Below are 21,427 nucleotides of genomic sequence, written 5' to 3' on the forward strand. Positions count from 1 at the left end.
TCAAAAACATTTATTTTTCTGGTTCTTCGACAGAGTATATGTATGTATTCTCATAATCCTGTCCCATACATATTGTAGCAGATAATGTCTCCATATCATAGACCACAGACCACTGTGTTGCACTGATATCACCATCGTCCGTTCTGTGCGGATCCTGCGAAGCTGCCTGAAGAAGATCCATTGCCTCCTCGGAATTTACGATACCGTTCTGTTCTTCCAATGTATCCATTAAAATGGCGTAGCGATCCTGCCCTTTTCCAAAATCATAATCCCCTGGCGTCAGCAAAAAGTTGGTTGCTGCCTGATAGGATTCCTCTGGTCTTACCACCTTCATCTCGTTATCAATATACTCAACCACTACAGAATTCCCGGATGCATCCGCAATCTGGAAATGATAGCAGCTGTTGGCACTGGAATGCATGTCATACTGCTTCAAAAGTTCTACCGCTTCCTCCACCGTCGCCGCCTGGTCTAAGAGCATTCGAATCGCTGTTGTTGTGGTAATGTCTACCTTCTCTGTCTGCTGATTGGTAGGCTCTGTGTCGATCAAAAGCACACCTACACAAAGACCTTTCTCATTCATTCCATCTAACGGTGCATACGGAGCCGCCAATGTCAGAAGTGCATCCTTCATATTGTCCGGAAGCTTCTCTTCACCATAGCCAATGAATCCAAGGTTCACCATAGAGATCGATGCATACCCATCTTCCGGCTGGGTTCGTACAAACATTCCCGGTGATGCATTTAAGTCAAAGTTTCGTCCGAACAGATAACCATCCGACTCTTCATTTTTCGCCAGAAATGTAGAACATCCCAGACTCGGAATATTGATTTCTAACGGCAGACCTTTCAGCAATCTGTCAACTACAAATTTCACCAGTTCCTGATCATTGCAAGCGCCCACTTCCAAGAATTCATCCATTCCGTAGTCGCCCTTATATTCCATAGTATACAATGGATGTTCATCAAGTTTTTCGATGGAATTCAATGTACGAACCTCCCTGTGAAACATTCCGGTGAATACACCTGCGAAAATCAAAATCACCGACAAAATGGTAATTCCCGTAATTTTTAAAATCCGTTTTATTCTTTTGTTCATAATTTTCTCCCTGTTAATTCATTTAGTTCACTTTGTAAACAGTTCACATTATAAACTATTTAAAAGGATTGTCAAGAGGAAAATTTTATAAGTGGTTTGTAGAGTAGGTTAGAGGGCATTTGCCCTCTTTCCCCTCATCAAACCGTGCATGAGGTTCTCCCTCACACGGCTTTCCGACATTCTTCTTTCTACAGCATTACGTCATGCTTCAGCCATTTTCTTTAACCCTTTTTCGTAAATGCTATTTCTAACGAATCCCACCTTTGACATTCTGTTTCGCCTTTGGTGTTTCTTGTTGTACCACCTTGTAAAGGTGCAGATGGAATCTTCTGCTGTTACATTTCTTGGCTGTCAGATATAGTTTGTTTTGAAGTTGTCGAACTTTTTCTTTGGAGTTGTTAGTCTGCATGACATTCTCTCACTCTTACCCTCTCTACAAACATGAATGAAGTAAGGAACCTTCCCATAAACTGTGTTTTCTTGCACAATCATTATCGGTACTATGTTCCTCTCCGACTCCCTCCCATCAGAAATGCGATTTCGCCAAGCTTATACGCTTTCTCTTTACCTTTCGGTGATGGGTAGGGTCTCTCCAGTTCCGAACCACACTTTCCATACATACCGTTTCCTATATACCTAGAGATTCTTCCGTGCTGCTTTTCCAGTTTCTTCACACGTTCCATGGTTTTCGCCTATGTAAGCAAGGCTCAACTTCTCTTTACCCTCTTTCGAGACCTTTTTAACGATACGGCAGAATTCACTTTATGTTACGGTCTGCATGTTTGCTCGCTCCTTTTATCAAGGTTACTTTATCCACCCGCTTAGCACCCTGCATTACTGCAACGCACCGGGTTTAGCTACGCGGCTCACTGGCAATTACCGCGACCGGACTGGCACCGGCAAGTGTGGCCCAGCTTCGCTGGACACACGTAACAGAAAAGAGATATCCTGTTGAGGCGCCCCCTCAACTGAATATCTCTTTTATCGTCATTTTATAACTTTTTTATTTTTCCTCGCTACTATACTCGAATTTTTCTATATGATATCCCTTCACTTTATCAAAATCGGATTCCAATACAGCCGGAAACCATGCTGTAACAAATTCTTTTGTCTCTCCAGCAGAAAGTTCTGATAGATCAGCCCGCAGATCAGGCACCATACCAGCGACTTCTACCGGCTCTTGTCCGGAGTCTACCAACTGAAAAATCAAGTCTATGTCCGTCCAATCTTCTTCTGTATTGTTTGTCAGTGTCCCCCTTCACCTATATTTATTTATAAAATTACATCTCAGTTTAATTTTATCACATAATGCGGAAAATGTCGTTTTGTAATTCCTCAATTGGCTATGTCCTTATTAATCATCTAATATTTTAACACCCACTAATTTTCCTCTCCCAATTACGAAGATACTTCTCCATTCAATAAAATCTTCTTCTATTTCTATGGATTTAACTTAATATAGATAATATTTTCAACTCAAAAAATTCTATACTATTTTCTTAGCTTGTAATTCATACGTTTTGGAAGATAACATCATCTGATAAACGCTAATACCATTCCTCTCTCCAAATTGAATCATCTCATATTTAAAATCATCTGAAATCTTTGCTCCTAAATAAAATGCCTTTATATTATCTTTTAAATCTAGAACATATTTTCCATTAGGATATTTCAATTTTTGTGGCATCACTTTGTTGAAATTGGCCGTTATAATTCTCCATTCTTTTTCATATGACCATACATCTGATTTTCTACAAGTCGTTTTGTATAGAAAGTCTTTATTTCCTTCTAATACATCAGTTTTAGAAACAGCATACCTATCCTTTGTATATACAACCTGATGCAAATGATTATAAAACATATCCTTTTCATCAAATTCATATTCTATACAATATCCTGTATGATCTTTGGCATAATGACTCCACATTAGCATAGAATCATACACCTCTGACAAGCAAACAACCCTTACTGCATCTTTAATTTTATCCAAACAACCACTTAATCCACTTTCCAAAATATTCATCCAAGAATTCGAAAGTTTCCCACCATGTGCTTGTAAGACTGTCTGCATTGCCTTTTCAATATTATCAGAATAAAGAATTCTATTTTTTTCTTCCTTTTTCAACGAAAATCTGTTTTCTAAAAGATGTAGATATGTTTCTCTATCAAGAATGCCTTCTAACGCATCGGCTTGAAAGCAAAATTCACAATCATATGGGTCATTGAAATAAAGTGGTGATGATGGATATACTAATCCTTCAAAAGCTTCAAACTTCCATTTTTCAATGTTAATTATCCTCTGATGAATATAGCTATAATCATTCAGTTTTTCCGTATTAAATGCCCTGTACCGGAATAACGTTCTTCTCATACGTATCCCCTTCCTTTACTCTCGAACAAGCTTTATTATATTACACTAATTATAATAAAGCAGCCGCTTACTCATTCAATAAGCAAGCGGCTTTGTCATTAAATCACCTCAAAATGTTTCAAAGCATCTTTAATTGCTTCTACCTTTTCCACCGTCGGATGTTTCTTCGGCTGTTTCAATTTCTCCACCGCATTAGGTGCATCATACATCGGCAATCCTAATTCCCTCTTTACCTCTGCTATATAAGCAGTATGTACCTTGAAGCCATATTTCGCTTCTAGGTACTTCTTAATCATCTTGTAGGTCACACGCTCTTTCGGCTTGTACACTTCGGCTCTTTTAGCAATATTATCAGCAGTACTTTGTCCTCACCCTCGCCAAAATCCACTTTTACGTTGATTACGCTATCAGGTTTTTGTGGGAAAGCAGTACAACCGTCTCCACGTGCACCGTGCCCGCGAACTGGTCAACCGCCACACATTTTTCCACCTTATACCCTCTCGCCTGCATCATCTCCAAATCCCTTGCCAGACTCGTCACCTTACAGGAGATATAGACGATCCGATCCACTCCATAATCCAGAATCTTTGGAAGCGCCTTCGGGTGAATGCCATCACGCGGCGGATCCAGCACGATTACATCCGGCTTTTCCTCGATCTCATCCAACACCTTAAATACATCGCCTGCTATGAATTCACAGTTGGAAAGACCATTGTGTACGGCATTTTCTTTCGCCGCATCTACCGCTTCTTCCACGATCTCCACACCAATTACTTTTTTCGCTACCGGCGCAAGAACCTGACCAATGGTTCCGGTTCCGCTGAACAAATCGAATACCGTAAGATCCCGAATATCACCAATATAATCTCTTACAATCTGATACAGCACTTCTGCACCTTTCGTATTCGGCTGAAAGAAAGAAAACGGCGTAATCTTAAAATCCATTCCCAGAAGCTTTTCATAATAATAGTCCTGTCCATACAAAACTCTTGTCTCATCACTTTGTACCACATCCGACCAAGAATCATTCAGAATGTGCAGGATTCCCACGATCATTCCTTCTAAGGAAAGGGACAAAAGCTTTTCTACCAGCGGCTGCATTTCATGCTCTTCCTGCGTGGTTGTTACCAGATTGACCAGGATTTCTCCCGTAACATCTCCGCGTCTCAAAAGCAGATGGCGCAAATAACCTACGTGCTGCATTTTTTTGTAATAGCCGGCTCCCAGATCTTTAAAATGATTAAGAACGCACATCAGAATCTTTGTCAGATCCTCATGTACCAATTTGCAATCGGATGCTGTCAGCACATCATACGTACTTCCCTTCTTATGAAGTCCCAGGGAAAGCGGTCCATCTTTATACTCATCTCCAAAAGAAAATTCCATTTTGTTGCGGTAAGCGAACTCTTTCGGACTTTTCCTGACCCCTTCAAACACATAGTCTCCTTCTACTGCCGCATCCATGATCTCCTTCACCTGCCGGGTTTTCATAAGGATCTGCTCCTCATAGGCCATCGTCTGATACATGCATCCGCCGCAGGCCGGAAAAAGACCACATACCGGCTCCCTGGTTTCCAACGGAGACTTTTCCAGTACCTCCAGAAGTCGCCCCTCTGCCTGACCTTTCCGGAATTTATTTACACAAAATCGAATTTTCTGTCTCGGAATTCCATTTTTCACAATTACGTTTCTACCCTCTTCCGGCACCGGAACAATTCCCTTGTTCGGAAATTCTACTTTCTCTATAATCCCTTCATATACCTGCCCTTTTTTCATCCTATCCGTTCCTCTCTCCTGCCAATTTATCTGTCATTTTCTTTGCTTTTATTCATCTTTTATATCTTGATTTTCCTCACTATTTTACATAGCGTGCTTTCAAAATAGTACCATCCTGCTTCACTTCGATATGGTCAACACTTTTTACATATTTATTGAACTGAGCATACCCATAATCGCGGATTTTAAAGTCCTTATACTTTTCATAAACCCGGTTTCCCAGCGTACTAAGCTCCATCCCGTCTTTTCCGGCTTTCTGCACTAGATTTACTACATAGGCGTCGATATCCTCTTTCATGCCTCTGTCTTCTTTCAATGCCACCGACACATAATTTCCATGTTTCACCAACTGAATTCCGGAAAACTCTTCCAGGAATTTAGACAGCATATTATATCCATAGCTTCGTACGTCAAAATCTGGGTACAAGCTAACTAAACGGCTTCCAATCTCTCCAAGCCCCGATTCCTTATTGCTGTTCTGATTTTCAATCACCATCTTGATAATGGCATCCTCGATCTTTTCTTTGCTGATCTGATCATGGACTTCCTTTTCCGCCGCCGGTTCCTGGTCACTTAACAGGTTTTCAAGAATCGTAAATTTATCACAGGCTTTTCGAAATGGTTCCGGCGTCTTATTTTCTCCCATACCGATTACCATTTTCCCGCTTTCTCTCAACCGACTGACCAACCTTGTAAAATCACTATCACTTGAGACGATACAGAATCCATCCACATCATTGGTATACAAAATATCCATAGCATCGATAATCATAGCTGAATCTGTGGCATTCTTCCCCTGCGTATAGCTGAACTGCTGGATCGGCGTAATCGAATTACGAAGCAGCTCATCCTTCCAGCTGGCATGCTGCGTACTGGTCCAATCTCCGTAGATTCTCTTATAAGTAATAATCCCATATTTTGACAACTCCGTCAAAATCGGCTTAATATATTTTGCAGACACATTGTCCGCATCAATTAACAGGGCATAACACCGCTCATCCATCTCTTTCCCTCCATCACCGGATCATTTCTTCTTCCACTTACTATAGCATAGAAGGATCCTGTTTACTCCTCCAAAAGGATTTTACTTTACACCAAAAAAGCAGGCAAGATGCCTTTCTCACCTCAGATAGGCTCTCAACCTGCTTTTTATCATTTCTTTTACTGCCTTTGCTGCACTTACCTACGGTTCCAGATTTATGCAGCCAAACTTACGCTGCTAATCTCAACCTCTATACCTGATCATCGTCATTGAAGAAATCGTCGTCAAAATCATCCTCGAAATCTTCTTCAAAATCTTCCAGATAATCTGGGGTAAAGAAACAATACACTGCATAAGCAATAGCTGCGATTGCTGCAACTGCTCCTACGATCGCCAAAATCCAAAGAACCGTCTTACAGTGCTTATCTTCTTCCTTTTTATTCACCAGCTCACTTAATTTTGTTGCTGCGATAAAATCTTCTACCTTACTCATGCTCCCACGTCCTTTCTTATGCTTGATAGCAAGTTCAATTCTGCTGTTATTATAACACTATCTTTTTCATATTACTATATTTTTATGTAAAAATATTTTCCAAAACACTTTTTAAAGCTTCTTTAATTTTGCAAAAGCAGCGAACATCTTCTTCGTCCCTGCGGTATCAAAGTCCACCGTAACCTCGTAATCTCTTCCACCTTCTGTAAGCGCCGTAACCGTTCCTTCTCCGAATTTCATATGGCGCACCCGGTCTCCGACTCCGTATCCCGGTCCGTCGCCGCCTGGATTTCCAAATTGGCGCACCGGCTTCGGCGCGGTAAACGCCTGCTTCCGGAAAGCCTGTCTCGCCTGCAGATATGCTGCCTGTTTTACCGGCTCTTCCTTTTCCTTCTCAAAGACGGCTCCTGTGGATAACAGTTCTCTTGGAATCTCTTTGATAAACCGGGACATTTTATTATACTGGGTCTCTCCCCGGATCATTCTTCTCCTTGCACAGGTTAATGTTAACTCTTCTTCTGCTCTGGTAATTCCGACATAGCAGAGGCGTCGCTCCTCTTCCATTTCCTCCGGATCGTCTGCCGTCACCGTCATATAACTTGGAAAAATACCATCTTCCATACCAGCCAAATAGACATGAGGGAACTCCAGTCCCTTCGCACTGTGAAGCGTCATCAGTATCACATAATCACTGTCCTCATCCAAACTGTCAATATCCGCTACCAATGCTACCTCTTCCAAAAATCCGCTTAATGTCGCCGGTTCATTCTGTTCCTCACAGGTTTCCTCATAAGCTGCGATCTTACTTAATAACTCATCGATATTTTCAATTCTGGCATCAGCCTCTTCCCCCTCATCTGCACGAAGGCTCTCTACATAACCAGTCTCCTCGATAATTTCCTGCATCAGATCAGACAAGCTTAAGTCCTTCGCATCTGTTTTAAAATGTTCAATCAATGCTACAAAAGATTCTAGCTTTGAAGCTCCCCTTCCGATATCCGGAATCAAGTCCACGCCGCACAGCGCATCATAGAATCCAATCTCATGCCTGGATGCGTATTCCTGTACCCGGTTCGTGCTGGTAAGACCAATTCCACGCTTTGGAACATTGATAATTCTCCGTACGGCCAGATCATCTTTTCCATTATCCACGGTTTTTAAATAAGCCAGTAAATCTTTGATTTCTCGCCTTGCATAGAAGTTGACACCGCCAACAATCTTATAAGGGATATTCGCCGTCACAAATTTTTCTTCAAACATACGGGACTGTGCGTTCGTCCGATAAAGGATGGCATGATCGTGGTAGGTCACATCGCCTTTTGCCACATTTTTCCGAATCTCATCTACTATGTACTCTGCCTCATCATAGGCAGAATCAAACTGACGAAGGGAAATCTTCTCTCCTTCCCCTTTATCCGTCCAAAGTGTCTTGTCCTTTCTTCCCATGTTGTTGCGGATCACCGTATTCGCCGCATTTAAAATATTGCCGGTAGAACGATAATTCTGTTCCAGCTTAATCACTTTGGCATCCTCGAAAACCTGTTCAAAATTCAGGATATTCTTAATATTCGCTCCGCGGAACTTATAGATGGACTGATCGTCATCACCTACTACACAGAGATTCCGATATTTGGACGCAAGCAGACGGATCAGTTCAAATTGAACCGTATTGGTATCCTGGTACTCATCCACCATAATATAGCGAAACCGTTCCTGATAATATTCCAACACATCTTTTTGCGTCTGGAACAGCTGTACCGTTTTCACCAGCAGATCGTCAAAGTCAAGCGCATTGTTGGCTCTTAACTGCTTTTCATATTCTACATAAACTTCCGCAATCTTCTTCTGGCTAAAATCTCCTCCCACCTGCAAAAGGAACTCTTCCGGTGTTACCAGCTCATCCTTCGCATGGGAAATGGCATTTAACAAAGAACGTTCTTTGTATACCTTCGTATCAATATTCAAAAGCTTACATACATCCTTCATCAGCGTCTTCTGATCATCTGCGTCATAGATTGTAAAATTCGTATCATACCCTAGAAGATCAATATGTCTTCTTAAAATTCGGACACAAGTAGAATGGAAGGTACTGACCCAGATACTTTCTGATCCAAATCCTACCAACTGATCTACTCGTTCCCTCATCTCTCCAGCTGCCTTATTGGTAAAAGTAATAGCCAGAATATTCCAAGGATTTACGCCCTTTTCCTCGATCAAATAGGCAATCCTATGGGTCAACACCCTAGTCTTTCCTGATCCTGCTCCCGCTAGAATCAAAAGCGGCCCTTCTGTATGAAGCACCGCCTCGCTTTGTTGTTCATTTAACGTATCATATATACTCAAATTTATTCTTTCCTTTCTGCTGCATTTTTCTGCATATACTCATGTTCCTTCTTAATCTCTTCGTAAAGTTCCAGGGAATTCCACTCCTGATTCGTCTCCGTAAGCACAGCTTTTAATCCTATCTGAACTTTTTCTTTTCGCATCAGAAATAATGCCTTATCAAGCATAGTCTCCCCAGCCGGATTCATCACCAGCATCTCTTCCGAAAATCCGTCAACAGAACCACTTGCTTGTTCTTGAACTTCCCCCATTCCGGCAAGAACCTTCAATGGAAGTCCATATTCCTCCTTCTCTACGTGCCGAATCTTATATCCAAGAAACCCAAAGATCATCGCGATCTGCTTTCCTTTTTTGGTACTTTTCAGATTGTAACATAATACAGAAGCTTTCATCTTTTCTCCTACTCCCCTTCAAAAATCTGTTTTTATTATAATGGCTTTCGAACAGATGTGCAACCGCATAATTTCCATCCGCCAAGGAAGAGAACCCTTCCCCAAACAAATTCCAGGAAAAAATCCTTGTCATATAGTTTTAAAAACTATATAATGGTTATATTGAGGTGAACTATTATGAAAATTGACACAAATGACATGCTAAACAGCATTTTAGCTAGTTTATCACGAATTGACTATGTGAGACCAAAAAACATCCCGAATATCGGGCTTTATATGGATCAAGTTACTACATTTATGGAAGAACAGTTCCGTTCCACCAGACGCCACGAAGAAGATAAGATTCTGACCAAAACCATGATCAACAATTACGCCAAGAACCATCTTCTCCCACCGCCGGTTAAGAAAAAATATTCCAAAGAACATGTACTGATCATGATCTTTATCTATTATTTTAAAAACTTTTTATCTATCAAGGACATTGAGACGGTGCTGGCGCCCATAACTGAAAAATATTTTGATACAGATGAAGACCTTCAGTTACCCCAGATTTATGAAGAGATCTGCCAGTTGGAAAACTCCCGGATCGAATCACTTCAGAAAGATATTTCCGGCTCCTATCAGTCTGCCATGGAAGCCTTCGCTGATATCCCGGAAGAGGATCGAGAATACCTTCAGCTCTTTGCCTTTATCTGCAACTTAAGCTTTGATGTCTACGTCAAAAAGCAGATCATCGAAAAATTAATCGACGAGCTTCCCGAACCGGAGCATGAGAATAAGAAGAAAAAAGGGACTGTTGCAAAATGATATGCCTCCCCCAAGCAGGACATTAAAATATAAAACTTGCTTGGGGGTATTTTGATGTCAAGAAAAAAGAGTGAGGGTGCCTCTCAACCCTCCAATTTGATGGTTTTGCGACACCCTATTTTTCTTTCTCTTTCAAAATTCTTGCAAATACCAGCGCCGCTTCATTAACCATCGCTGTTAAAAGCCCATATTCAAACGCTGGAATCTCTCTTCTTTCTTCTAATACAATTCCCATAACAGCGTAAGTTTTGTCACTGGTCTTAATTGGCAAATACATGGCCTTTGCACCTGGAAGCGTATGTGTACAGCAGCCGGCTCTCTTCCCGTTTGCCGCCACCCATTCTGCCACAGCCCGTTCCTGGTCATCCACCATCTTACGCAGTTCTTCCTTAGTCATTCCAGTTCGCGGGAACAGCCACGGTCCTGCCATTTTTTCTTCCTGAATGGTAAAAAAGACAACCGGAAGATCCATAAGTTTCAATATTTGCCCACTTAATTCCAAAAGCAATCCTTTCACTGTGTCTACTCTTCGCATCCGACGGCTGTTATCCAGCAGAAGCTGTGTGCGGTACATCTGTTTAGTGCTTTCTCTTGCCTGCTTTCTTCCCGTAGAAATAATCGTCGAAATGATCAACGAAAACAACAGCATAATTAAAAATGTAGCCGTATAGCCTTTTAAATGAATTGCAAAACTATACAACGGATCAACAAACAGAAGATCAAACAACAATACGCTTGCCAGCGCAGCTGACACTGAGACAAACCGTCTGGACGTCCACAGCGATAGTATAAGAATTCCCAGCAGATAGATCATAATAATGTCTGCATCCAAAAATCCATATTGCCTCATCCCCATCCCAATAAGTGTTGCTCCTGCCAAAACTCCTACTTCTTTAATGAGTTCCCACCCTAGACTTTCTGTTGGCGCACCTGACGTCCGTACTAAAGAACTTCCGACTCCTCTTCCAAACCGATCCTTACATTTGCCGTGGGATTCTTTTTGCCGTCCGCCATCAGGAATAATATAGATATCCATATCGGGAATATGCTCGCTGATCTGATCTGTCAGCGTGCCCTTCTTCTGTCCAAGCCAAATTCTGTGATTGGTTCGGCCAAGCACAATCTTCGATACGCCGCTGACCCTTGCATATTCTGCAATCTGATATGCCACATCTTCGCCGAAGACCGTAATGATCTTTGCTCCCAATGCCTTTGCAAGCCGAATATTCTCATCTCTCCAACGTCTCACTGACTCATCCCCACTTTGCAGCTGAGGCGTTTCAACATAAATAGCTGTCAAGTTTGCCTGAAAGGCGTATGCCAGCCTAGACGCACTTCGAATGACTCTACTACAGCTCGGAGAAGGAGAAATACAAGTCAGAATGTGTTCTCCCTGATACTGTTCTTTTCTTATCCGACTTCGATCCTTCTCCTGCTCCCGTACTGCCAATCGGTTTACCCGGTCTACCATTCTCCGAAGAGCAATCTCCCTCAAAAGAATCAGCTTATTTCTGGCGAAAAAATTCTGAAGAGCCCGTTCTGCCTGTGCAGCTTTATAAATTTTGCCCTCTTTCATCCGTCCAATCAGTTCATCCGGCTCAATATCAATCAGCTTCACCTGATCTGCCAGATCAAAGATTTCATCAGGAATTGTTTCCCTGACATGAATTCCAGAAACTTTCCCTACTACATCGTTTAAACTCTCCAAATGCTGAATATTAACAGTAGTATATACATCTATCCCTGCATTCAGTATTTCTTCAATATCTTCATATCTCTTCTGATGACGCATTCCCGGCGTATTGGTATGCGCCAATTCGTCTACCAGCACTACCTGTGGATGGCGGATTAACACAGCGTCCAAGTCCATTTCCCTGAGTTTAATTCCCTTGTACTCCACCTTTTGATAAGGAAGAATCTCCAGCCCTTCCATCTTGGCGCTGGTCTGTGGACGATCATGGGGCTCAATATAACCGGCCACAACATCCACCCCCTCTTTTTTCAGAGAATGGGCGGTTTCCAGCATTTCATAAGTCTTCCCGACGCCTGCTGCATATCCCAAAAAGATTGACAGCTTTCCTTTGTCCTTCCGACTCATCCTTGTCCTCCTTCAGAATTACTTACGGCAGCGCTTCTTCGGTAAGTTCCGCAATGTCCAAATTACATTTCAGTACATTCACCCGTTCTTCTCCAAAGATTCCAAGCACTTTCCGACTAGTGTGATCTTCTACAATCTGTGCTACTTCTTCCTCGGACAGTCCGGAATTTGCCGCTACAATCGGGATCTGTATCTTTGCTGATTCTGGACTGATATCCGGATCCAATCCAGAACCTGATGCTGTCACAAGATCAGCCGGAATCTCTCCTGTGAATTCTTCTCCGGTCGCATCCTTGTAACGCTTTTTAAAATCGGCGGCAGCCTGACTGGTTCTCTCCTTTAATTCTTCACTTGTTGGCGCCTGATTGTAAGAACCGGAAGCTACACCTCCATAGTCGCCCTCTTCCTTTTCTTTCTCTGTATAGGTATTGTAATTAACCGCAGAAAGGCGTCCCTGAAAATACTGTTCCCCTTCAAACTGCTGTCCGATCAGTTCAGATCCAACCACCTTGTCCCCCACTTTGACAAGGCTTCCTTCTGCCTGACCCGGAAAAAAGATCTTTCCAAGAGCCGTTAAAGCCAGCGGATATACAATTCCACAAATCAACAGCAATGCCAGGGTAATCACCAGCGCACGTTTTAAATAAACCTTCATATTCTTCATGATTCTCTTCTCCTATCTTATAATCCAATCATTGCCAAAAACGGCGTCACAATCAGATCAATCAGTTTAATTCCAATAAACGGAACGATGATACCGCCAAGTCCATAGATTCCGATATTTTTTATCAGCATCTTCTCCGAACGCATCGGTTTATACTTCACACCGCGCATCGCAATCGGTATCAGGCACGGAATAATCACTGCGTTAAAGATCAAAGCCGATAAAATAGCGCTGAACGGCGTAGACAGATGCATAATGTTCAAAATCTCCATCTGCGGAATCACCATTGTAAACATAGCCGGAATAATAGCAAAATATTTAGCCACATCATTGGCAATACTAAAGGTTGTCAATGAGCCTCTGGTAATCAACAGCTGCTTTCCTATCTCTACCACTTCAAGAATCTTTGTCGGATCAGAATCCAGATCGACCATATTTGCCGCCTCTTTGGCTGCCGTCGTCCCACTATTCATTGCCAAACCTACATCTGCCTGTGCCAGCGCTGGCGCATCGTTGGTTCCATCGCCCGTCATGGCAACAATCTTACCTTCTGCCTGCTCTTTCTGAATCTCAGTAATCTTATCTTCTGGCTTACATTCTGCAATGAACCCATCCACACCGGCTTCTTTTGCAATGGTTGCTGCCGTCAGCGGATTATCTCCTGTACACATAATCGTCTTAATTCCGATTTCCCGCAGCCTTTCAAATCGTTCTCTTAGTCCTGGTTTCACCGTATCCTTCAGGTAGATTACACCGTAAATTTTCCCCTCGACGCATACGACCAAAGGAGTTCCCCCTAACGTAGAAATCTCTGATACGATTCCGTTTAAATCTTTCGGGATCTGACCGCCTTTTGCCCTCACATACTCTTGAATTGCCTCACTGGCTCCTTTTCTCACCTGTGTTCCATCTGCAAGATTCACTCCGCTCATCTTGGTCTGCGCTGTAAATTCTACGAATTCCATCTGATCCTTCGCTTCATCTCCGATTCGGGTTCCCAAAGTTCTGCCAAGTTCTACCACCGATTTTCCCTCTGGCGTTGTATCACACAGAGAAGTCATTACACTGTAATCTATCAGATCTTCTTTTGATTTTCCTTCTACTGGACGGAAATCTGCCGCCAGCCGGTTTCCGTAAGTAATAGTTCCCGTCTTATCTAAAATCATGGTATCTACATCGCCGCAGGCCTCTACTGCTTTCCCTGACATGGCGATAACATTAAATCTTGTCACTCGATCCATTCCTGCAATTCCAATCGCAGACAGCAATCCTCCAATCGTAGTAGGAATCAGGCAGACCAAAAGCGCAATCATCGTTGCAATCGGAATCTTGGCCCCTGAATATCCGGCAAAAAAATAAAGGGTTACCACCACAATCATAAAGATTATAGTCAGACTGATTAGAAGAATTCCAAGCGCAATCTCATTTGGCGTCTTCTGTCTAGACGCCCCTTCAACCAGAGAAATCATTCGGTCCAGGAAGGATTGTCCCGGCTCAGAAGTAATTCGAACTTTCAGCCAGTCGCTAACCACCGTTGTTCCACCTGTTACGGAAGAAAAGTCGCCTCCTGCCTCTCTCGTCACCGGCGCTGACTCCCCGGTAATGGCCGATTCGTCTACAGATGCAATTCCCTCGATGACCTCGCCGTCATTTGGAATCATTTCTCCGGTTCGTACGATTACGACATCTCCCTTTTTTAATTCAGATGCGTGAATTACTTTTTCTGTTCCATCCTTTGCAAGCAATGTCGCCATAGTATCCTTTTTTGTCTTCTTTAACGTCTCTGCCTGTGCCTTTCCTCTTCCTTCGGCCACCGACTCTGCAAAATTCGCAAACAACACTGTCACAAATAGAATAAACGCCACAATTCCATTATAAATACGAAGTGAGCTTTCATCTCCAAACAGAGTCGGTGCGATAGTTAACAGCAACGCAACTGCGAATCCAACCTCCACCACGAACATTACTGGATTTTTCACCATATATCGCGGATCCAGCTTCTGAAAAGCTCCGATCAGTGAGCTTTTCAGAATGTCCTGTGTAATAAATTTTGTCCTTTTTTCTTGTCTTGCCATCTCTATCTATATCCTTTCTTCACGAAACAATCTTCCCATTTAATTGGACCTTTCTCTATGACATCCATAGCGTCAAGTGTTCTGCAATTGGTCCTAATGCAAGCGCTGGGAAGAACGTCAGCGCTGCGAAAATATATACCACTGCAACCAGTATAATTACGAATATTGTATTATCCGTTCGAAGTGTACCTACCGTCTCATTGACCCGCTTCTTCGCAAGCAGACTTCCTGCAATTGCCAATTGTGCAACGATCGCCACATAACGGCCAAAGAACATGGCAAGCCCCGTCGTAATATTCCAGAAATATGTATTATCTGCCAGTCCCTCAAAGCCAGAACCATTATTCGCTGCGGATGATGCAAATTCATACAATACCTGTGTCAGTCCATGGAATCCCTCGTTGGTAATCCCAGCCAAGCCACCGCTTGTCGCTACTGCCAATGCGGAGAAACCAAGGATTAGAAGCGGATGAATGATCAGTACCAACGCTACCAGCTTCATTTCTTTTCCTTCAATTTTCTTCCCTAGATACTCCGGTGTCCGGCCGATCATAAGCCCGCAAAGGAAGACTGCAAGAATCACATACATAATCATATTCATTAATCCTACGCCCTTTCCGCCGAATACACAGTTAAGCATCATGTGCAGAAGAGGAACCATTCCTCCAAGAGGCGTCAACGTATCGTGCATATTATTAACGGTTCCTGTTGTAAAGGATGTAGTAGTCGTAGTAAAGAGCGCCGACTGGGCAACGCCAAACCGGACTTCCTTTCCTTCCATGCTTCCCATACTCTGGCTGACGCCTGCAGCTTCCATCACAGGATTGCCTGCACTTTCTGAGAAGAAACATAAAGTTAAGCCCACCAGGAATAAAATGGACATGGCTGCAAAAATAGTTCGTCCCTGATTTCCAAAGATGCGGCGTTTCTGCCGACCTTCTTCTTTCTTCCGCTTTCTCGTCATTTTTCCAAATACAATTACGCATGCGCCCGGAAGAATCATCATGGAATACAGTTCAATCAAATTCGTAATAATCGTTGGATTTTCAAACGGGGTTGTCGAGTTAGCTCCGAAGAATCCGCCTCCGTTAGTTCCCAAATGTTTGATAATCTCAAGCGCCGCTACCGGTCCCATAGCCAAATCCTGCAATTTCCCTTCTATCGTTTCAATTGTCTGATTTGCCTGAAAGGTCTCTGGAACTCCCTGCCAGATCAAAAGCAGTCCTCCGATAATTGAAATTGGAACCAGTACTCTGGTTACAATTCGTACCACATCTTCGTAAAAGTTCCCGACATCCTTTCTCTTTCCTGCCAATCCTCTACAGAATGCCATGCAGGCTGCATATCCGGTTGCTGCTGATGTAAACATCATAAAAATGATAACCAGCATCTGGCTTAGATAAGAAAGTCCTGACTCACCGGAGTAATGCTGCAGATTGGTATTGGTCATAAAGCTGATGATCGTATTAAAAGAAAGGGTTGGTTCCATTCCCTCAATCTGATTCGGATTCGCCAGCAATACACTTTGGAGTCGAAGTACCAGATATCCTACTCCCACCATTACCGCATTGGTCATCAAAAGATGTAATGTATATTGTTTCCAGTTCATTCCCTCCCGCGTAATTCGACAAACCTTATAGATGGCATTATCCACACGGTTAAATACTGGGTCTGCAAAGGTTTTTTCTCCTGCCGCTATATGATATAAATAGGTTCCCATTGGAATTACTAATACCAGATACAGAGCAAGTGTTACTATGATCTGTGCCATTTATCTTCCCTCCACCTTGTTCTCATTCTCTCTTTCCGGTCTGCCCGGCGTTCGAATCTGCCTGTTGCACCAGTCAGTTAGTATCTTGATACTGCCAAAACAAAGAACCAGTATCAAAATCATAAGGATATCCATCATTGTTATCCATCTCCTTTCTTCATTGCATACCACACTTTATCATCTTTGAAATAAAAGTAGTGTTATGAAAAACAAAGGGTACATTAAAATTGCATAAACGAAGCTAATAAAGCGACTTAACCTACGATACTATCAGAATAAAAAAACACCCGGTCTGCCGCGCATATTTCTTGTACGCGACAAACCTGATGTTTCATACATAGTGTTTTCATTATCAAAATTTAAAATCTCTTACCCAATCTTAACCATTCGATATCCTACGCCAATATGGGTTTGAATATACTGCGGAGAATCTGGCCTATTCTCCAACTTTTTACGAAGCGTCGCCATAAATACCCGGAGAGATGCAATATCATTGTCCCAACTGCTGCCCCAAATTTTCTGTGTAATAAAGGTATGAGTCAATACCTTTCCTACATTTTTGGAAAGCAGACATAATAATTTATACTCGATTGGAGTCAGATGCAGTTCTTCTTCTCCCAGATATGCACAGCCTGCCGCATAGTCCACCCGCAATTCTCCATTGGTAAAAACAGAATCTACCGTCAAATATTCATTCTGAACCACCGACAGCCTCCTCTGTGTAGCCCGAAGCCTTGCCAGCAGTTCTTCCACTGAAAATGGTTTTGTTAGATAATCATCTGCTCCGGCATCCAACGCTGCAATCTTATCCGAGTCCTCACTTCTGGCGCTGATCACAATAATCGGCAAGTTAGACCAAGTTCTGATCCTTTGAATCACCTCAACGCCGTCCATATCCGGAAGCCCCAAATCCAAAAGAATGATATCCGGATTATGGCAGGATGCTTCCATAATTGCCGTTTCTCCTGTAGTTGCCGTAAGATAACGATATTCATGGGTTTTCAATGTTGTCGTAATCAAATTTCTAACTGGCGCGTCATCCTCTACAACCAGTATTGATGCTTTATTCATGTAATTCTACCTCCCCTGCCGGTAATGTAAATGTAAATGCGGTTCCATGCGGTTTGACATCCGACACACTGATCTCTCCTCCATGGGCATTGATAATAGACTGGCACAGCGCAAGCCCCAATCCCAAACTTCTCCTGCCGTCTACTGCCTGATTGCCGCCTGTATAAAACATTTCAAAAATATGGTTCTTGGCCTCATCAGAAATACCCGGTCCGTCGTCTTCTATCCGGACAATCACTTCTTTTCCCTGCTTCTTTGTCAAAATTCGGATCACAGACCCTTCCGGAGTATATTTAATGGCATTATCTACCAAATTAATAATCACCTGCACAATCAATCTTGCATCAATCTTTGCAAGCAAAAATTCTTCTGTACTATGTACTTCTATAATATGTCCCCGTTTCCTGCGTTCCAAATACCGAAGCGCCTCGGAAATAACCTCATCCATCAATTCTGAAGACTTTTGGATATTTAAGCGCCCTTCATCAATTTTACTGATAGCAAGCAGATTTTCCACCAAATCAATCAGCCACATGGAATCTTCATAAATATCCTTATAAATCGCCTGCTTCATTTCTTCGGTGAAACTTTCACTGTTAGACACTAAATTACTTGCATTTCCAGAAATCGATGTAAGCGGCGTTCGCAGATCGTGCGAAATCGCCCGCAGAATGTTGGCTCTAAGCTGCTCATTTTTTGCCATGACTGCAGCTTCTTCCTTCTCCCTGGCATTCTGATCATTTTCAAGAGCAAGTGCACACTCCCCCAAATTAGAAAGCAGAACACTGTGTTCAAACGAATCCAGCTCTTCCTCGCCGACTGTAATTCCTACTACGCCATATACATGCGCATTGACACGGATCGCGAGATAGAGACATTTCGCATGAGACCAGGTGTCCGTTGTGGCTCCTGCATGCCTGTTATTCCGATACACCCATTCAGCCACCTCTGCTTCTTCTTTTGAAACACAAGCCGGATCCTTTAACCGCTCTGCCACCGGAAAGATTTGAGGATTTTGCAATTCTCCATTCTCTGCCGGATATACGATCACATCCATCCCAAGTAGTTTCTTAATCTGTCCTGCGGCAGCTTCTATGATCTCTTCTTTCCCTTCTGCCTGCTGTAGAAGCTGATTCGTGTCAAATAACGTCTGCGTACGAAATGCTGCCTGTGCCGCCTGCTTTGCATGATTCTTCATCTTCGTAGCCAGCGATCCTGTAATAAAAGACGCCAAAAACATTACTAAAAATGTCACTGGATAACTCTTATCGTATGCCCGGAAGGTAAGCTTTGGATCGGTAAAAAAGAAATTAAATACCAGTACGCTTACTGCCGATGCCACAATACTGTACGCTCTTCCTGACGTGATTACCGAAATCACCAGTACTCCTAGGATATAAATGGTAATAATATTTGCCTCACTGAACCCCCATCCAGCAAATCCAAATCCCAAAAGCGTTGTCAAGAGCAATACCAGCACACTGATTCCTATGTCTCTCAAAGAAACGATCAGGTTCGTTCGCTGCAGGCTCCGTTTCTCATGGTAAGATTCCTGAACATAATCCGGAATAATATAAACGCCCAGATTTGGCGCCTTCTGAATCAATTCCTCCGTCAAAAGAGGTTGACGAAACAGCGTCCTTTTCCCCTTTCTGCTTCTTCCGACTACTACCTTAGACACTCCTGACATCCGTGCAAATTCAATAATCTGATAAGGGACATCCTCTCCATGAACCGTCTCAACCGTTGCTCCCAGTTGTTCTGCAAGATGGATATTAAACCTCAGCCGTTCCTTATCCTTTTCCGGCCATGCAGGATAATCTGTCGTCTCCACAAACAGCGCAGTTAACGATGCATGATAGGCCTCTGCCATCCTCGAAGCTATACGGATAATTCTTGCATTGGAAGGTGATGAAGATAGACACACCAAAATATGATCTTTCCCTATCGTGTTTTTCCCTCTATCCAGTTCTTCCTGTCTACGCCTCTTATCCAAACGGTCCGCGCACCGAAGCATGGCAATTTCCCGAAAGGAAGTCAATTTCTCAATCGTATAAAAATCTGCTCCTCCATATCTCCTTTGTCCTACTCCACAGATATCATTATCGCTGACACGCTTCATCAACCGGCTTGGCTCACAATCTACCAGCACAACCTCCTGTGCCAGTTCAAAGATCTCATCTGGAATCCGCTCCGGCGTTTCACGCCCCGCAATAGATACTACCACATCGTTCAGGCTTTCCAATTCTTGAACATTAAGCGTTGTCCAAACTTCTATTCCTGCGGCCAAAAGTTCCTTCACGTCCTGATAGCGCCTGGCATGCCTGCTCCCTTCTGCATTGACATGAGCAAGATCATCCACCAGAAAAATCTGTGGTCTTCGCTCCAGAATCTGATCCAAATCGAGATCTCCGCCATCCGGTTCTTGTCCCGCCATTTTCATAGAACCAATCACTTCCAGTCCCTGGAGTAATTCCTGGGTTCCCTCATGTCTCCTAATCTCAATACAGCCTGCCGCTACATCTTTACCGCGTGTCTTTGCATCCCGCGCTTCCTGCAGCATAGCCTGGGTCTTTCCAACGCCCTCTGCATAGCCAAAATATATTTTTAGAGCTCCCGTTCTTTCCATGGTTCTTCCCCCTACAGATGCCGCTTTTATTTTGGAAAATTATAACACATCTTCCTTCCGATTGTCATCCTGTGTTCTTTCTTGATTCTCCTCCACAAAACAGTCAACCTTTCCCATCAAACGATAGCCATATACCGCGAAACCGATTAATGACAGAATTAATAAGAGTTCCTGCATGCCTAACACCTCTTTTTCTATATGTGGAAACATTTTTTAACATCCTGATATCGTCCCAGTACCAGCATTGTTTCGTCCGTCTCAAACTCTGTTGAAGAAGAAACGGTAAGATCCATTTTTCCTTCTTTCTTTACCGCCATAATCGTAATACTGTACTTATTACGAATATCAATTTCCCCTACTGTCTTCCCGATCCAATTCTTCGGAATGGTAACTTCAAAAATGGCATAATTGCTGCTTAGTTCAATGTAGTCTAGAATATGATCGGCGCTGTAACGGATTGCCGTCCAGTTCGCCACTTGTTTTTCTGGATACACAATGTCATCGGCCCCGTTCCTTAATAGAAACTTTGCCTGTACATCCCTTGCTGCCCTGGAAACCACCATTTTCGCTCCCATTTCTTTTAACAAAGAGGTGGTTTCCAGGGAACTTTGGAAATCATTTCCTATTGCCACAATACAGACATCATAATTACGTATTCCAAGAGACTGCAGAAACTCCTCATTGGTACTATCCCCAATCTGCGCGTTTGTCACAAATGGAAGAATAGCGTTAATCCGCTCCTCTTGTTTGTCCACTACCATGACCTGATGATTCAGTTCCCCTAATTTTAATGCAATATGTTTTCCAAATCTTCCTACTCCTATTAACAGTATTGACTTCATAATTTCTTTCTCCT

General features: G+C 42.8%; 20 protein-coding genes. 1 reads left to right on the forward strand and 19 read right to left on the reverse strand.

All coding sequences use genetic code 11. The features are described 5' to 3' along the window. Positions 1 to 10: 10 nt before the first annotated feature. The 10 genes from WKT00_RS03895 to WKT00_RS03940 form a co-directional block, all read right to left on the reverse strand. Complete coding sequence (locus WKT00_RS03895; protein ID WP_340261094.1) at positions 11 to 1,099, reverse strand: C45 family autoproteolytic acyltransferase/hydolase; 1,089 nt, start codon at positions 1,097 to 1,099, stop codon at positions 11 to 13. A gap of 500 nt (positions 1,100 to 1,599) precedes the next feature. Beyond that, entirely contained in the window at positions 1,600 to 1,782 is a 183-nt protein-coding gene (locus WKT00_RS03900; protein WP_242962612.1) for a hypothetical protein, read from the reverse strand. Between the two features lie 320 nt (positions 1,783 to 2,102). Continuing rightward, positions 2,103 to 2,309, reverse strand: a complete 207-nt coding sequence (locus WKT00_RS03905; protein ID WP_101694060.1) for a hypothetical protein — start codon at positions 2,307 to 2,309, stop codon at positions 2,103 to 2,105. 276 nt (positions 2,310 to 2,585) lie between these two features. Beyond that, a complete protein-coding gene (locus tag WKT00_RS03910; protein ID WP_340261097.1) occupies positions 2,586 to 3,470 on the reverse strand; it encodes a DUF2971 domain-containing protein in 885 nt (294 codons plus the stop codon). 98 nt (positions 3,471 to 3,568) lie between these two features. Next, positions 3,569 to 3,799 (reverse strand): hypothetical protein, encoded by a 231-nt coding sequence (locus WKT00_RS03915; RefSeq protein ID WP_340261099.1) that lies wholly within the window; start codon positions 3,797 to 3,799, stop codon positions 3,569 to 3,571. Between the two features lie 70 nt (positions 3,800 to 3,869). Next, on the reverse strand, positions 3,870 to 5,246 hold the full coding sequence (gene rlmD, locus WKT00_RS03920; protein ID WP_340261101.1) for a 23S rRNA (uracil(1939)-C(5))-methyltransferase RlmD: 1,377 nt from the start codon (positions 5,244 to 5,246) through the stop codon (positions 3,870 to 3,872). A gap of 79 nt (positions 5,247 to 5,325) precedes the next feature. Further along, entirely contained in the window at positions 5,326 to 6,249 is a 924-nt protein-coding gene (locus WKT00_RS03925) for an NYN domain-containing protein (RefSeq protein ID WP_340261103.1), read from the reverse strand. Positions 6,250 to 6,478: 229 nt separating this feature from the next. Then, the gene (locus WKT00_RS03930; RefSeq protein ID WP_101694051.1) at positions 6,479 to 6,721 is read right to left on the reverse strand and encodes a DUF4366 domain-containing protein; all 243 of its coding nucleotides are present in this window, start codon (positions 6,719 to 6,721) and stop codon (positions 6,479 to 6,481) included. Between the two features lie 111 nt (positions 6,722 to 6,832). Then, positions 6,833 to 9,064 carry a DNA helicase PcrA gene (gene pcrA, locus WKT00_RS03935; protein WP_340261105.1) on the reverse strand — a complete coding sequence of 744 codons (2,232 nt, stop codon included), beginning with the start codon at positions 9,062 to 9,064 and terminating at the stop codon, positions 6,833 to 6,835. Between the two features lie 2 nt (positions 9,065 to 9,066). Continuing rightward, positions 9,067 to 9,456: a DUF3783 domain-containing protein gene (locus tag WKT00_RS03940; protein WP_340261106.1), complete on the reverse strand. Its 390-nt coding sequence runs from the start codon at positions 9,454 to 9,456 to the stop codon at positions 9,067 to 9,069. Between the two features lie 177 nt (positions 9,457 to 9,633). Here WKT00_RS03940 and WKT00_RS03945 point away from each other — a divergent pair, with 177 nt between their 5' ends. Then, on the forward strand, positions 9,634 to 10,263 hold the full coding sequence (locus WKT00_RS03945; protein WP_340261107.1) for a DUF1836 domain-containing protein: 630 nt from the start codon (positions 9,634 to 9,636) through the stop codon (positions 10,261 to 10,263). A 115-nt stretch (positions 10,264 to 10,378) separates the two neighbouring features. On the opposite strand, the gene WKT00_RS03950 is transcribed toward WKT00_RS03945, so the two are convergent. From WKT00_RS03950 to WKT00_RS03990, 9 genes are all read right to left on the reverse strand, one after another. Continuing rightward, a complete protein-coding gene (locus WKT00_RS03950) occupies positions 10,379 to 12,361 on the reverse strand; it encodes a DUF4118 domain-containing protein (RefSeq protein WP_340261109.1) in 1,983 nt (660 codons plus the stop codon). Positions 12,362 to 12,383: 22 nt separating this feature from the next. After that, the gene (kdpC, locus tag WKT00_RS03955; RefSeq protein WP_101694046.1) at positions 12,384 to 13,025 is read right to left on the reverse strand and encodes a potassium-transporting ATPase subunit KdpC; all 642 of its coding nucleotides are present in this window, start codon (positions 13,023 to 13,025) and stop codon (positions 12,384 to 12,386) included. A gap of 17 nt (positions 13,026 to 13,042) precedes the next feature. After that, positions 13,043 to 15,100, reverse strand: coding sequence for a potassium-transporting ATPase subunit KdpB (gene kdpB / locus WKT00_RS03960; RefSeq protein ID WP_173814384.1), 2,058 nt, complete (start codon positions 15,098 to 15,100; stop codon positions 13,043 to 13,045). Positions 15,101 to 15,155: 55 nt separating this feature from the next. After that, a complete protein-coding gene (gene kdpA / locus WKT00_RS03965; RefSeq protein WP_173814385.1) occupies positions 15,156 to 16,871 on the reverse strand; it encodes a potassium-transporting ATPase subunit KdpA in 1,716 nt (571 codons plus the stop codon). After that, positions 16,872 to 17,009, reverse strand: coding sequence for a hypothetical protein (locus tag WKT00_RS03970; protein WP_173814321.1), 138 nt, complete (start codon positions 17,007 to 17,009; stop codon positions 16,872 to 16,874). A gap of 231 nt (positions 17,010 to 17,240) precedes the next feature. Further along, the gene (locus WKT00_RS03975; protein ID WP_101694043.1) at positions 17,241 to 17,942 is read right to left on the reverse strand and encodes a response regulator; all 702 of its coding nucleotides are present in this window, start codon (positions 17,940 to 17,942) and stop codon (positions 17,241 to 17,243) included. Then, positions 17,935 to 20,571, reverse strand: coding sequence for a sensor histidine kinase (locus WKT00_RS03980; RefSeq protein ID WP_101694042.1), 2,637 nt, complete (start codon positions 20,569 to 20,571; stop codon positions 17,935 to 17,937). The genes WKT00_RS03975 and WKT00_RS03980 overlap by 8 nt, the downstream gene beginning before the upstream one ends. Before the next feature lie 39 nt (positions 20,572 to 20,610). After that, the gene (locus WKT00_RS03985) at positions 20,611 to 20,781 is read right to left on the reverse strand and encodes a hypothetical protein (RefSeq protein WP_159459837.1); all 171 of its coding nucleotides are present in this window, start codon (positions 20,779 to 20,781) and stop codon (positions 20,611 to 20,613) included. After that, complete coding sequence (locus WKT00_RS03990) at positions 20,766 to 21,413, reverse strand: potassium channel family protein (RefSeq protein WP_101694041.1); 648 nt, start codon at positions 21,411 to 21,413, stop codon at positions 20,766 to 20,768. Before WKT00_RS03990 ends, WKT00_RS03985 begins: the two co-directional genes overlap by 16 nt. Positions 21,414 to 21,427: the final 14 nt, after the last annotated feature.

The organism is Dorea sp. ICN-14282 (assembly GCF_037890115.1).
Classification (GTDB): domain Bacteria; phylum Bacillota; class Clostridia; order Lachnospirales; family Lachnospiraceae; genus Dorea_B; species Dorea_B phocaeensis.